The organism is Pseudomonas sp. GM17, from assembly GCF_000282175.2.
Classification (GTDB): domain Bacteria; phylum Pseudomonadota; class Gammaproteobacteria; order Pseudomonadales; family Pseudomonadaceae; genus Aquipseudomonas; species Aquipseudomonas chlororaphis.
The window spans coordinates 2,766,711-2,778,672 of sequence record NZ_CP124732.1 but is presented as its reverse complement, the minus strand read 5'-3'; the positions used below and the strand labels follow the sequence as shown (position 1 = coordinate 2,778,672).

The following is an 11,962-nucleotide window of genomic DNA, read 5'->3' as shown; positions in this document are numbered from 1 at the left end:
CGCCATGATGATGGCCCTGGGCATGTTCGTCTTCAGCCTTTCCACCGCGGCTTACCAGGAATTTCAGCGCCAGACTGAATGGCGCCACGCCAGTAACAATCGTATCGGCGCAGCTCCGGCGCGACAGTTCCTGGGCCGCGGTGACGACTCGATCACCCTGCCCGGCATCATCCTGCCTGAGCTTGCCGGCAGCGTGCTGAGCCTCGACACCCTGCGCCTGATGGCGAACACCGGCAAAGCCTGGCCCATGGTTGAGGGCAGCGGCCGCATCTACGGCCTGTGGGTCATCGAGAGTCTGAGCGAAACAAAGACCATTTTTTTTCGGGACGGTACCCCGAGGCGTCTTGAGTTCACGATCAACCTCAAGCGCATCGATGATGACCGGATCGACTTGCTCGGGGCTGCCACCAGTACGGGCGTCAATATCATGAGGATGTTGTTGTGATCGATGCAGCACTTGCCCAGGTGACTGGGTTTGTCGAGGACACCGCCGAACGGTACCGCCGTGATGCCTCCTACCCTGTGCCAGCGTTCCGACTGTCCGTCGATGGCGACGATATCGCCCAACTGATCAGCCCGCGGCTGATGAGCCTTCTACTGACGGACAATCGCGGGATCGAGGCCGACCAACTCAGTATTACCCTGAGCGACCATGACGGGATGCTGGCCATCCCACGCAAGGGCGCCGTTATCCGGTTGTGGCTGGGTTGGAGTGACACCGGCCTGGTCGATAAAGGTACCTACACCGTCGACGAGGCAGAGCATACCGGCGCTCCCGACGTGCTGAGCATCCGTGCACGGTCGGCCGATCTGCGCAAGGGTCTGAAGACCAAGCGCGAGCGCAGCTGGAGCAACACCACATTGGGCGAGGTTCTGGGTGACATCGCGACGGGCAACGGGCTGAAGGCAACCATTGCCAGCGCCCTGGGCGGCCTCCCGATCCTGCAGCTGGATCAGGCCAACGAGTCCGACGCAAATCTCATCAGTCGCGTTGGGGAAGAATTCGATGCCGTCGTGACCGTCAAGGCCGGTTGCCTGCTATGTCTGCCCGCGGGCGGGGGGAAGACGGCCAGCGGCCTGGCCCTGCCGCACATCACCCTGACCCGTACTGACGGCGACCAGCACCGCTACCTGCAAGCCGACCGCGACAGCTATGACGGTGCGCGCGCCTACTTCTACGACGTGAACAGCGCCAAGAAACAGGAGGCCATTGCCGGCGGCGGCGAGAACCTCAAGGATCTGCGCCACACCTACAGTGATCGCCAATCCGCACTGCGCGCCGCCCGGTCGGAGTTCAATCGCCTGCAGAGAGGTAGCGCGACGCTCAGTTACACACTGGCCGTGGGCCGGCCGGACCTGATTCCCGAACTGACCTATACGCTGCAAGGCGTGAAAGCTGAAATCGATGAAATCATCTGGTACGGCGGCAACGTGCAGCACAACCTCAGCGCGGACAACGGCTACACCGTAAGCCTGGAGCTTGAAAGCAAGCTGCCTGAGGACACCGTCGAAGGCCTGGCGGAGGAAAACCGCGGAGATTACACGGGGATCATTGCGTACTACCGCGATAAGAAAACCGGCAAGGAGAAGACTGTGACGGCCGGGGACCAGAGTAAACCGCGGCGACTGAAGTGGTTGTATGCCAGCGAGCGTACAGCCAAGCGCGCTGTCGATCGTGAGTGGAAGAGGATGCAGGTAGTTAAGGCATGAGCCCAGTTATAGAACCAGGCCATGCCTTGGACGCTAATCAGAAATGATCATTACTTCAGTTTTTCTTGTTCCATTTTCTGGTACTGATCTTGCCGGCTTTGCTGTTTTGCCTTGAATGCTGCCTCAGCATTATTCTCGAGGGTTCTATTTGCTGACCCGACCATCGCGGCACCACTTAAAAAAGCTACAAACTCACCAAAAAACCATAGGTTATGTAGGTGCATGGGCTCAATTAAGTATGGACGGGCAGCAATTTTCCAAATTGTGCTCAGAACCGGAAACTGGGTTTGTGCGTAGATTGAGTTGGCTAGGTTCTGTACACGCTCCCATCCTTGGAGCTCAGCATAGTCATACACTGCTAGCACGACCGAAGCCAGGATAAATACAAGGCTCACAACCACAATAACGAGGCCCCAGATCATCAACTTTTTTGCAGATTTCACTTCTTTTGAAACGTCCACAGTTCTCACCTTTCCTGTATATCCCTATTAGAGGAAACCCCTTTTGCAGACTGCTTGGCGTTGAAAGATGCCACGCGGTTAACGTCTTGGAAAAACGGTGTCTGCGGAATTTCCCTTTGCATAAAATTTGTCGACTCACACTACTTTTTCTTGAGTGGTACTGAGGGGAGGAGCTGTAAGCCGTTGAGCTACAGATCGACATAAGAAGCCCCAGCACATTGCCGGAGCTACTTTGCACCGTGCCCTACTTCGATGACCGCACGAGCACCTCCATGATCCTCAACACATCCTGCCGCTGCTGGTCATCCAGCTTTGCCAGAAGGTGCAAGAAGAGGTGCTCCAAAGGGGTAAGGTTTTCCATCGTGCGTACTCCATTTCCTTGTAATGGGCGTCGGTGCAATTCGCATCGTCAAAGCCGCCCGGGAGTCACCCATTCTCAGCACGTTTTTCCGTGCCACCAGCCTCTCGACAACAAGTCAGCCTGGGTTGAATGGGATCGCCGCACTGACGCCTCCCCTTGCAGGAGCGCACCACTATGGAAATGTAAGTACTGTTTACCTCGCCATCAGTTCAAACTCATAACTGCCCAGGCTCAGCCCTGGTTGCGAGCACTTGATTGTCTTGCGGATTGAAGTCGCACTCGTAAATATGCTTCTGGTAAGCACCAAAGCCGTTTTGAAATTCGATCTTGTCGCCGATAAACGTGAGTGTTCCCTGCTCTTTATCCAGCCAGCGGAAATGGCTGAACTTCGGTTCGAATGTGCCATCTGTCCAGCGAGCTGTGTACTTGGCGAGGCGTGTTACGGGGTCTTTGCAGTAGACACCGGCTGCAATGCCGTACTTGTCTCCCATGCACTGAAGATCCTTGCGGCACGCTGCATCATCAACCTTCGCTGTTTTCTCTTCGACTTTATCTTTGCTGCCACCCGAGCACATCGAGAAACCCACTGCGACGATGATTCCAAGGATGACCAATCCACCAAGGGTCTGCCCAGCAGTAACGCCCGGATTCGCTACGCCACAGCTAGGACAGGTTTTCGCAGAGGTATCAACCTGATGCTTGCAAGATTTACAGGGCTTCAACGCCATTCGCACCGCTCCTTTCTATATCCATGAAAAAGCCGGCCATCGTAGCCGGCATACCACATCCACTCACTTGAGCAATCTCTAACCAGATCAGTTGTTGTCCTTTTTCAAATCGATGCTTGCAGCCTTCGCAAAAGCCACAGCCATACGGAACAACACTTCGCGATCCACCTCGCTAATGCGCTGATATACCTCAAGAAACTTTGCCGTCTCTGTGCTGACGCTTTCAGCCATTGTGGGCTTACGTTCACCAGTCACCACATACAGTACATCGACGCCCCTCTCAGCGACTGCGGCGAGATAGCTCGCATCCGGGCTGCGCTCACCCTTCTCATAGTTGTACTGACTGTTTTTCGAGGCCCCAGCCTTCGCCGCGAACTCGGTCTGATTGAAACCCAAACGCTCGCGTTCTTCTTTTAGGCGATCACCAATTCCCACGAACGTCTCCATAGCGAATTGACATTCCCACATTCATGGGAAATACTTCGCCTGTCATCACACGAAATCACACGAAACGAGACTATGCCGAACGCATACCCCACCGATCAAGCTTGCCAAGAGGCCCGAGGTCGCCTTGCGCGCCAAGGCATCTCGGTAAAAGACTGGGCCAAAAAGCACGCACTCACCCCCTCCACCGTCTATGCGGTGCTGAATGGGCAGAAGAAGTGCCTGCGCGGTGAGTCCCACCGCGCAGCTGTGTTGCTCGGCATCAAGGATGGGGAGGTGACACACTAATGCGCCGCCTATCTGTAAAAAACGAGAAGGCAAAGCGCGTTCTTCTCGACAGCCGCCGCAAGGTGATCAGCGCGCTGATCAATGCCTACCCTGGCGGTCGGGATGGCTGCGCCGCCCTGCTCGGACTGGAGCTGAAGAAGTTCGACAACCAGGCCTATGAAAGCACTGGGCACCGCCCACTGGCAGACAACCAGCTCTATATGCTGGAACAGGTCATCGGCACCACCTTCCTCCCCGACTACATCTGCGGCATGTACGGCGGCGTTTTCGTTCCCATGCCCGACGCCGAGTCGCTCGACAACCTGGACCTCTACAGCCTGGCGCTGAACGCTGATGTGAAAGACGGCCAGCTCAATCAGTTGATCGCCAATGCGTTGGAAAACGGCGAGATCGATGAGAGCGAGATTGCAGAAATCATCGCGGCCCACCGCGAACATGTTGCTGCTTGCCACGCAGAGGTAGGCGCGGTGCTCACCCTGCACCGTAAAACACGGGTAGGTCCTCAAGAACAGAAGCCGGCCAAGGGTAATAACTGATGAGTACCTACAAGCTGGTTTGCCCTCATTGCCAAAACCGCATGCGCATCCGGACGAGTGAAGGGCAGCACATTTTTCTGCGGATCACCTACATGCAGTGCACCAACGAAGCCTGCGGCTGGGCAGTGCGTGCTGAGTTTCAAATGACCCACGAACTGAGCCCCAGCGGCATGCCAAACCCGGCTGTACGCCTGCCCGTGGCCGACGTGGTCCTGCGCCGCCAGGCGATGAAGTCCGCTGACGATCAACCCGACCTGCTCGACCAATTGGATATGGAGTGCGCGCAATGAACCACGAACTGCTGGCTCACGACTATCGCAGCAGCATGCAGCGGGCTGCGGTGGCCTACCTGCAAAGGCACGAAGCGCAGTTTCTGGTGGCGGACTCTGATCTGCTCTACGACAACTGCGTCAGGCACTTGACCACCGCGCTGGAAGTCCCGGTGTTCATGGCTGAGCAACTGGTGCACAACGCCTGGGCTGAGCTGCAGGCCAGCAAGCAGATCAAGTGGATCGGTGTAGACCTGGCCTCCGGCCTCAGTTGGTCCCCCCTTCACCCCGGCGACGGCCCTTCGACGCGGCCTTACCAACTGCTGCTGACCGCCTTGAGCGACTCAGCGCCCAAGCACCACCAGTAACCCCCACTTAAATACCCGCCCTACCCCGTACTTCGTGGGTTTGGGTGAGCTTTGCCCGCAATCCGAGGTGGACCATGGAAATCGACGTCGCCATCACCACAAAACTGCCCCGTGAACAGGCCGAAGCCCTGCTCCAGGCACTGCGTGCGGACTACAGCGCGCAGTTCAACGAGCACTGGTATGACGACCGTTTCCGCATGATCCCCGAAGGCTTACGGCACGGCTCATTGCTTTCGGCCTTCCCCGTGATGGCCGCGCAGAAACGCCTGATTGGCGCCCTTAAACACAGTCTCGGCGAAGTGAAGTAAGCCCCGATGAATATGGAACATGAGTTACGCGCCGACATTCTGAAACGCCTTCAGATCGACTACGGCCTCAAGCACAAGGCCGGCAAATACATGCGCGAGGGGGTTTGCCCGTCATGCAAGAAGAAAGAGCTGTATGCCTTCCATGATGCCCCCTGGGTGATCCGTTGCGGTCGCGGCAAGTGCGGTCACACCTGGCACGTCAAAGAGATCTACGAAGACCTGTTCAACGACTGGAGCAAGCGGGCTCCGGCCACCGAACAACACCCCAACGCTACAGCGCGTGCCTATCTGGAGTTTGCCCGCGGCTTTCGCCTCGACCTGATTCAGGGCTGGTTTACGCAGGATTCGTTCTACTCCGAAAAGTTGAACGCCGGCAGCGCGACGGTGCGTTTCGCTCTGGAAAAGGGCGGCTACTGGGAACGTCTGATCGATCGGCCGCACCGGTTCGGCAAGATGAAAGCACGGTTCAAACCCGGCGATAGCCCGCGTGGTTTCTGGTGGTGCCCGCCCTGCGTGGATCTGCTGGACGTCAAAGAACTGTGGATTGTCGAGGGCATCTTCGACGCCATCGCCCTGGTGCACAACGGAATTTCGGCAGTGTCGGCGATGTCATCCGGCGCCTACCCTGAAGAGTCGTTGAAAGAGCTGGCACGACTGCGCGGCGGTAAGTTGCCCAAGCTGGTTTGGGCGTTGGATAACGAACCCGGCGCGCACAAGTACACCAAGCGCTGGGTACGCCAGGCCCGCGCGCTCGGCTACGAGTGTGAAGCGGCACAGATCCCGCAGCCAGACAGCCGCAAGGTTGACTGGAACGACCTGCATCAGCGCTGGCAATTCATCGACGACGCAGAGCAACGCGCCGGGCAGATCCATAAGGACCTGGAGTCCGCTCGCCACTACGGCGCCCTGCTGATCGCTGAAAGCGCTACCGAAAAAGGCGTGCTGATGTATGAATGGCGTGAGCGCTACGAGTTTCACTTCGGGTTCGAGAGCCGGCTCTACTGGTTCAAAATGGATCTGGAAAAGTTCAATAAAGCCATGCAGGCGCTGGAGTCTTCCCAGCACCACGAAGACCAGTTGCTCAACGACAAACAGCGTCGAGACAAGGCCCTGCGTCAGTGTGGTGGCGTAGTTGAAATCGCCAACTGCTATCCGCAGGCCCTGTACTTCCAGCGCAACGAAGTGACGGACGAGTCCTGGTACTACTTCCGGGTGGACTTCCCGCACGACGGGGGCAGCGTCAAGAACACGTTCACCGGCGGCCAGGTTGCCGCTGCCAGTGAGTTCAAGAAGCGCCTGCTCAGCATGGCCGCCGGCGCAGTGTTTACCGGCAGTGGCCAGCAGCTCGACAAGATCATGAAGGAACAGCTCTACGGCCTGAAGACCGTAGAGACCATCGACTATGTGGGCTTCAGCAAGGAGCACGGCGCCTACGTGTTCGGCGATATCGCGATCCGCAACGGGATCGTCAGCGAGGTCAACAAGGAGGACTTTTTCGAGTTCGGCAAGCTCCGGTTGAAGACCCTGCAGAAATCCATCCGCATCGAGATTCAACGCGACTCAGCGAAGTACAACAGCAACTGGCTGCCCCTGCTGTGGATCACCTTTGGCGCCCAGGGGATCGTGGCCCTGGCGTTCTTCGCCTGCTCGCTGTTTGCCGAGCAGATTCGGCACCTGTATCAGTCGTTTCCATTCCTGGAGCTGACCGGTGAAGCCGGCGCCGGTAAAACCACACTGCTGACTTTCCTGTGGAAACTGCTGGGTCGTGCCGGCTATGAGGGTTTCGACCCTTCGAAATCGTCCACGGCGGGCCGGTCCCGCCTGATGGGCCAGGTGGCCGGAATGCCGGTGGTACTGATCGAGGGCGACCGCAACGGGCCGGACAAGGCCCACGCCAAGGGCTTCGACTGGGATGAGCTGAAAGACTTCTACGGCGGCGGCACCTTGCGCACCCGCGGTATGAAAACCAGCGGCAACGAAACATACGAGCCGCCGTTCCGCGGAACAATTGTCATTGCGCAGAACGCCGCTGTCGTTGCTCACGAAGCGATCATGACGCGGATCTGCAAACTGCATTTCGTCCGCCCCCAGGTCACATCGGAAAGCCGTGCGGCCGCCGACAATTTGAACGCCCTGGACGGCAGCACCCTTTCCTATTTCCTGCTGATGGCCGTGAAGCAAGAAGCGGCGCTAATGCAGTTGTTCGGTCAGCGCGTGCCAGAACATGAAGCGCGCCTTCGCCAGCTGAACAGCCACTGCGCCAAGTGCAGCAAGCCCTTCGGCGATGACGCAGGAAACTGTAAACACTGTGGCAACAACGTCCGGGGCGTCATCCGGGTCGAGCGGATCATCAAGAACCACGCCCAACTGCTGGCCATGGTGGATTGCCTCAACCAGATCATCACCCTGCAACCAGAACAGCTCGGCGAAACCCAACGCACCGTCATTCGCATGGCCTTGGAACGTCAGGCTGCGATCAACGCCGACCACCAGGACGTCGCCGAGTTCTGGCAGGTCTACGAGTACCTCGAAAGCCTCAACGAAGAGCCCCTGGTCAACCACAGCAAGAACCCGCAGCTGATCGCCATCAACCTCAACGAATTCGCCGAACGCGCCGCAGAGCACCGCCAGAAGCTCGCTGACGTGGGGACCCTGCGCGACCTGTTGAAGGAGTCCCGTAGCCACAAGTTCATCGAATACAAGGCCGTGGACAGCGCTGTACGCGCTGGCCAGGCCGCCCGAAACCAGCTGTTCAACCGTTGCATGACGGTGAAGTGCTGGATTTTCAAAGCGTGAAATCACCGGCTGCAACCGGCGATACCACCCCAAAGGAGAAGCACCATGCAGAAAAAAGACATGCAAGACGACGAACCAAGCCTGACTGACAACGCGATCACTCTGACCTGCAGCGCCGCGGCGCTGGTCGCGCTGATCGCCGTGGCCAGCCTCGTTCCTGACCTGCTGCTGTCCCTCGTCCGCTAACCCACTGCCATCGGAGAACCACCATGCATATACAGGTCATCACTGGCGATCGCGCCACTGGCAAAACCACAAAGCTCAGGAAGATCGAGGCTCAGCAACAGGCCAAAGGTAATCCGGTCAGCATCATCCATGCCGACGCCTACGAGCAAAAAGGTCTGTTGGCGATCATGGAGGTACGGGTTGATCGAGGTGAACGGACGTTGCTCGTCGACGACTGCTCACGCGCGCAGATCAATGAGGTTCTGAAGTGGCAGACGGCTGCGGAGGAAGACGAACGCTTGAAAGACTTAGAGGTTTTCTTGGTGCGTGTTGCCGACTGAGGCAAGCAACCAAGCCAAAAAAGAAGTGGTGCCGAGGGGCTGCAACCCCTCGACACCGACCACCCCAAAGGAGAAGCACCATGCAAGTGAATCAACCCCAAGGCGGCACCCAAGAGGCTATCACGAACCCGTTCAAAGTCGGTGACGAGGTCAGTTACGTCGCAATCAAGGCCGAGGGCCACGGCTACCGCTTCAGCGCCCGCAAGGGCGTTATCGTCGAGATCGACAGCCAAGTCGCGACCGTCCTGGCCGGCAACGGTCGCACGATCACGCCTAAACAAACTCACTCCCGATGACCAACCCAACGCGCTGACCCGCGCCCTGACCGGGGGAACTGATCATGCCTGAACCAGCCACTACCGAACGCATCCGCCCACCGATGGCCTGCAACCGCCTGGACCTACCGAGCCGTTGCGATATCTGCGGTAAGGCCCGATCCACACGGAAGCACCAGGCCTGTAGCCGCACACGGCAACAGCGCAAGACCGACGAGTGGGCTGAATTCATGGCCAACCAGGCCGCCGCCAAGCAAAACAGGCCGCGTCGTTACGCGCGCTGAACTGGGAAACGGGCGAATCAATGGGGAGCTGCAACTCCCCGACCGCCCCAAAGGAGAAGCACCATGCAGATGCACAAACGCACATTCAAACACTTCCATTTCTGCTGCGGCCTCGGCGGCGGCGCCAAGGGTTTCAACCGGGCCAGGTCCGTGGTCGGCAACATGCTGGGCACCTGGGAATGCATCGGTGGCGTCGACGTAGATCCGGTGGGCCTGCGCGACTTCGAACGCCTCGCCGGTGTGCCAGGCACGCAAATGGACCTGTTTACCCGAGATCAGTACATCCGCTTCCACGGGAAAGAACCACCAGCTGGCTGGCGTGAGGCTACGGCCGAGGACATTCGGCGCGCCGCCGGCAATCAGCGCCCCGACGCGATATTCATTTCCAGCCCATGCAAGGGCGCCTCCGGCTTGCTATCGGAAAAAATGAGCCTGACACCGAAGTATCAGGCCCTGAACGAACTGACACTGCGCTGTATCTGGCTCATGGGAGAGGCCTGGCCAGATGATCCGGTGCCGCTGATCGTCTTCGAAAACGTGCCACGGCTCGCCACCCGCGGCCGGCACCTTCTGGATCAAATCGGCAAGCTACTGAGCCACTACGGTTATGCATCAGAAGAAACCAAACACGACTGCGGCGAGCTCGGCGGCCTGGCCCAGAGCCGCAAACGCTTCTTGCTGGTGGCCCGCCATCTGGAGAAGGTCCCGCCCTTCTTGTACGAGCCGGAGAAAAAGACGCTCAAGTCAGTAGGCTCGATCCTCGGCCGCATGCCCATAGCCGGCGATATCGAGGCCGCCGGGCCGATGCACCGCGTGCCGGCCCTGCAGTGGAAAACCTGGGTTCGTCTCGCCCTTGTCGAAGCCGGCAAGGACTGGCGTAGCCTGAACGACCTGGTGGTCGAGAACGGATACCTACGCGACCTCGTGATCGTGCCAGGGGCCTACGCCGGCTACTTGGGCGTCAATGACTGGGGCGATTCGATGGGGACCATTGCAGGCCGCAGCAGCCCCACCAACGGTGCCTTCTCGGTGGCAGACCCTCGCGCAAGGGCCGGAGCCCTGCAATACCAGCAATACGGCGTCAGACGCTGGAATGAAACCAGCGGCGCGGTTATCGGTGTGAAGTCGCCCGGGCAAGGGACATTCAGCGTTGCTGACCCTCGGCCCGCCGGCATCCGCCACAACAACGTTTATCGCGTCTGCAAGATGGATGGCCCGGCCGGAACCGTCACCGGCGGCCAGTCGCCGAGTGCTGGCGGCCAGTGCATTGCAGATCCTCGACCGAACTGGAAGCGTCACAGCAACAACCTGGCAGTAATGGATTGGAACCGGCATAGCGCCACGGTGATCGCCGGCGGCAAAGGTGTTCAGGGTGGGCAGCTGTCGATCGCTGACCCGCGCGTACTCAACCGCGGCAAGGGCGATGCCTACCTGACTGGCGGCCACTATGGGGTTGTCGACTGGAATGGCCAGGCCGGCGCAGTTTCGGCCAGCGCCCGCCAGGATAACGGCCGGTGGTCTGTCGCAGATCCGCGCATGCCCGAGGCGAGCGACCGGCTGACCTGCGTTATCGAAAGCCTCGACGGCACCTGGCACCGACCGTTCACCACCCTGGAGCTGGCCGCGCTGCAAAGCCTGGTCGAGCCCGAGGAATGGCTTGAGCTGGACGGCCTGAGCGATCAGGCATGGCGCGAGCGCATCGGCAACGCGGTGCCGCCGGCCGCGGCCGAAGCTATCGCACAGGTCATGGGCACTACCCTACTGCTGGCCGAGACCGGCGAAACCTTCATGCTCAGCAACATGCCGGTTTGGGTTCAGCCCGTAGCCGTCGCCCTGAGCCTAGCGCGACAGGAGGCTGTATGACCGTCTTCCTCTTGCTTTACCTGTGCACCGACGCAACACGCACTGACTGTCAGGTGGTACCCGCCCAGCGCTGGGTGGGTACCGACGCCTACGAGCAGTGCCTTTCCAGTGTCCCTGGTCTGACGACTGCCCTTACTGCCAAGAACCGCAAACGGCACAGCTTCGTATGCGAGATACAAACCGGTGGCGATGTCGATGAGGTGCAGCAGACACAACCTCAACTCACCCACCAGTCGTTTCGGCTTTGAACAGAAGCAGGTGAACCCATGACAACTCGCAACGCGATAGTCCTCAACCAAACCGTGCTCGAGCACGGAGTCACCTGGCATCTGTTCCCTGTCGACTTCGAAACGCCAGACGGTTTCCCAAGCGTTTACATCTATGCCCTCGATCGCGGGCACGCCGTGGCGGTTCTACAGGAGCTGAAAGAAACCGCCGTTCTGCGTGATGGCGACCTCGTCGACATCACCCACAACAACAATAATCGAGGGTGTAAACCATGAACGGCTCGAAAATCACCCACTTTCGATACGTGTGTCGTACCTGCCGGAAAACAATTCATCAGCCTTTAAGCCCAGTAGCCGCCGAAACCCCGATACCGACGTGCTGCAAGGGGATTCGTAGGGACATGGCCTTTCAGGGGGCGGTTTATGAGGGAGACAGCCTTGAATAAATCCTTTCCCTGGAATCTCGACCAGACAGGCATCTGCGACCAGTGCCACCGATCCCGCGCCCATGGCAACCATGACAAGTGCAGTCGGCGCA

Annotated in this window: 18 protein-coding genes; 15 read left to right on the top strand and 3 right to left on the bottom strand. The window is 58.9% G+C overall.

Annotation, left to right across the window (positions count from 1 at the left end):
* The first annotated feature begins 4 nt into the window (after window positions 1-4).
* Together PMI20_RS12590 and PMI20_RS12585 are read left to right on the top strand one after the other, a co-directional pair.
* On the top strand, window positions 5-445 hold the full coding sequence (locus tag PMI20_RS12590; RefSeq protein ID WP_007928185.1) for a phage tail protein: 441 nt from the start codon (window positions 5-7) through the stop codon (window positions 443-445).
* Window positions 442-1,710 (top strand): phage late control D family protein, encoded by a 1,269-nt coding sequence (locus PMI20_RS12585; protein WP_007928183.1) that lies wholly within the window; start codon window positions 442-444, stop codon window positions 1,708-1,710. Before PMI20_RS12590 ends, PMI20_RS12585 begins: the two co-directional genes overlap by 4 nt.
* Window positions 1,711-1,760: 50 nt before the next feature.
* Here the strand turns inward: PMI20_RS12585 and PMI20_RS12580 are convergent, their stop codons facing one another.
* The 3 genes from PMI20_RS12580 to PMI20_RS12570 form a co-directional block, all read right to left on the bottom strand.
* Complete coding sequence (locus PMI20_RS12580; RefSeq protein ID WP_157173164.1) at window positions 1,761-2,171, bottom strand: hypothetical protein; 411 nt, start codon at window positions 2,169-2,171, stop codon at window positions 1,761-1,763.
* A 576-nt stretch (window positions 2,172-2,747) separates the two neighbouring features.
* Entirely contained in the window at window positions 2,748-3,260 is a 513-nt protein-coding gene (locus PMI20_RS12575; protein WP_037035183.1) for a hypothetical protein, read from the bottom strand.
* Between the two features lie 87 nt (window positions 3,261-3,347).
* Window positions 3,348-3,695, bottom strand: coding sequence for a helix-turn-helix domain-containing protein (locus PMI20_RS12570; protein WP_007928178.1), 348 nt, complete (start codon window positions 3,693-3,695; stop codon window positions 3,348-3,350).
* Between the two features lie 84 nt (window positions 3,696-3,779).
* Between PMI20_RS12570 and PMI20_RS12565 the strand changes: the two genes are divergently transcribed.
* From PMI20_RS12565 to PMI20_RS12505, 13 genes are all read left to right on the top strand, one after another.
* Window positions 3,780-3,992 carry a DNA-binding protein gene (locus PMI20_RS12565; protein WP_037035181.1) on the top strand — a complete coding sequence of 71 codons (213 nt, stop codon included), beginning with the start codon at window positions 3,780-3,782 and terminating at the stop codon, window positions 3,990-3,992.
* Window positions 3,992-4,528, top strand: a complete 537-nt coding sequence (locus PMI20_RS12560; RefSeq protein WP_007928176.1) for a YmfL family putative regulatory protein — start codon at window positions 3,992-3,994, stop codon at window positions 4,526-4,528. Before PMI20_RS12565 ends, PMI20_RS12560 begins: the two co-directional genes overlap by 1 nt.
* On the top strand, window positions 4,528-4,818 hold the full coding sequence (locus tag PMI20_RS12555) for an Ogr/Delta-like zinc finger protein (RefSeq protein ID WP_007928175.1): 291 nt from the start codon (window positions 4,528-4,530) through the stop codon (window positions 4,816-4,818). Before PMI20_RS12560 ends, PMI20_RS12555 begins: the two co-directional genes overlap by 1 nt.
* A complete protein-coding gene (locus PMI20_RS12550; protein WP_007928174.1) occupies window positions 4,815-5,165 on the top strand; it encodes a hypothetical protein in 351 nt (116 codons plus the stop codon). The genes PMI20_RS12555 and PMI20_RS12550 overlap by 4 nt, the downstream gene beginning before the upstream one ends.
* A 74-nt stretch (window positions 5,166-5,239) precedes the next feature.
* Window positions 5,240-5,473 (top strand): hypothetical protein, encoded by a 234-nt coding sequence (locus PMI20_RS12545; RefSeq protein ID WP_007928173.1) that lies wholly within the window; start codon window positions 5,240-5,242, stop codon window positions 5,471-5,473.
* A 6-nt stretch (window positions 5,474-5,479) separates the two neighbouring features.
* A complete protein-coding gene (locus PMI20_RS12540) occupies window positions 5,480-8,269 on the top strand; it encodes a bifunctional DNA primase/helicase (RefSeq protein ID WP_007928172.1) in 2,790 nt (929 codons plus the stop codon).
* A gap of 45 nt (window positions 8,270-8,314) precedes the next feature.
* Window positions 8,315-8,455 (top strand): hypothetical protein, encoded by a 141-nt coding sequence (locus tag PMI20_RS12535; protein WP_007928171.1) that lies wholly within the window; start codon window positions 8,315-8,317, stop codon window positions 8,453-8,455.
* Window positions 8,456-8,478: 23 nt separating this feature from the next.
* Entirely contained in the window at window positions 8,479-8,775 is a 297-nt protein-coding gene (locus PMI20_RS12530; RefSeq protein WP_007928170.1) for a hypothetical protein, read from the top strand.
* A gap of 80 nt (window positions 8,776-8,855) precedes the next feature.
* On the top strand, window positions 8,856-9,071 hold the full coding sequence (locus PMI20_RS12525; RefSeq protein ID WP_007928169.1) for a hypothetical protein: 216 nt from the start codon (window positions 8,856-8,858) through the stop codon (window positions 9,069-9,071).
* Window positions 9,072-9,115: 44 nt separating this feature from the next.
* Window positions 9,116-9,334, top strand: a complete 219-nt coding sequence (locus PMI20_RS12520) for a hypothetical protein (protein ID WP_007928168.1) — start codon at window positions 9,116-9,118, stop codon at window positions 9,332-9,334.
* A 69-nt stretch (window positions 9,335-9,403) separates the two neighbouring features.
* Window positions 9,404-11,197 carry a DNA cytosine methyltransferase gene (locus PMI20_RS12515; protein WP_037035193.1) on the top strand — a complete coding sequence of 598 codons (1,794 nt, stop codon included), beginning with the start codon at window positions 9,404-9,406 and terminating at the stop codon, window positions 11,195-11,197.
* Window positions 11,194-11,445: a hypothetical protein gene (locus PMI20_RS12510; protein WP_007928166.1), complete on the top strand. Its 252-nt coding sequence runs from the start codon at window positions 11,194-11,196 to the stop codon at window positions 11,443-11,445. The genes PMI20_RS12515 and PMI20_RS12510 overlap by 4 nt, the downstream gene beginning before the upstream one ends.
* Window positions 11,446-11,463: 18 nt before the next feature.
* On the top strand, window positions 11,464-11,700 hold the full coding sequence (locus PMI20_RS12505; RefSeq protein ID WP_007928164.1) for a hypothetical protein: 237 nt from the start codon (window positions 11,464-11,466) through the stop codon (window positions 11,698-11,700).
* Window positions 11,701-11,962 lie beyond the last annotated feature (262 nt).

Excerpts from the sequence above, each read along its gene's own strand:
- PMI20_RS12590 (WP_007928185.1), top strand. The coding sequence starts at position 5 with ATGATGATGGCCCTGGGCATGTTCGTCTTCAGCCTTTCCACCGCGGCT.
- PMI20_RS12515 (WP_037035193.1), top strand. The coding sequence starts at position 9,404 with ATGCACAAACGCACATTCAAACACTTCCATTTCTGCTGCGGCCTCGGC.
- PMI20_RS12525 (WP_007928169.1), top strand. The coding sequence starts at position 8,856 with ATGCAAGTGAATCAACCCCAAGGCGGCACCCAAGAGGCTATCACGAAC.
- PMI20_RS12510 (WP_007928166.1), top strand. The coding sequence starts at position 11,194 with ATGACCGTCTTCCTCTTGCTTTACCTGTGCACCGACGCAACACGCACT.
- PMI20_RS12520 (WP_007928168.1), top strand. The coding sequence starts at position 9,116 with ATGCCTGAACCAGCCACTACCGAACGCATCCGCCCACCGATGGCCTGC.
- PMI20_RS12530 (WP_007928170.1), top strand. The coding sequence starts at position 8,479 with ATGCATATACAGGTCATCACTGGCGATCGCGCCACTGGCAAAACCACA.
- PMI20_RS12505 (WP_007928164.1), top strand. The coding sequence starts at position 11,464 with ATGACAACTCGCAACGCGATAGTCCTCAACCAAACCGTGCTCGAGCAC.
- PMI20_RS12575 (WP_037035183.1), bottom strand. The coding sequence starts at position 3,260 with ATGGCGTTGAAGCCCTGTAAATCTTGCAAGCATCAGGTTGATACCTCT.
- PMI20_RS12545 (WP_007928173.1), top strand. The coding sequence starts at position 5,240 with ATGGAAATCGACGTCGCCATCACCACAAAACTGCCCCGTGAACAGGCC.
- PMI20_RS12560 (WP_007928176.1), top strand. The coding sequence starts at position 3,992 with ATGCGCCGCCTATCTGTAAAAAACGAGAAGGCAAAGCGCGTTCTTCTC.
- PMI20_RS12565 (WP_037035181.1), top strand. The coding sequence starts at position 3,780 with ATGCCGAACGCATACCCCACCGATCAAGCTTGCCAAGAGGCCCGAGGT.
- PMI20_RS12555 (WP_007928175.1), top strand. The coding sequence starts at position 4,528 with ATGAGTACCTACAAGCTGGTTTGCCCTCATTGCCAAAACCGCATGCGC.
- PMI20_RS12550 (WP_007928174.1), top strand. The coding sequence starts at position 4,815 with ATGAACCACGAACTGCTGGCTCACGACTATCGCAGCAGCATGCAGCGG.
- PMI20_RS12535 (WP_007928171.1), top strand. The coding sequence starts at position 8,315 with ATGCAGAAAAAAGACATGCAAGACGACGAACCAAGCCTGACTGACAAC.
- PMI20_RS12540 (WP_007928172.1), top strand. The coding sequence starts at position 5,480 with ATGAATATGGAACATGAGTTACGCGCCGACATTCTGAAACGCCTTCAG.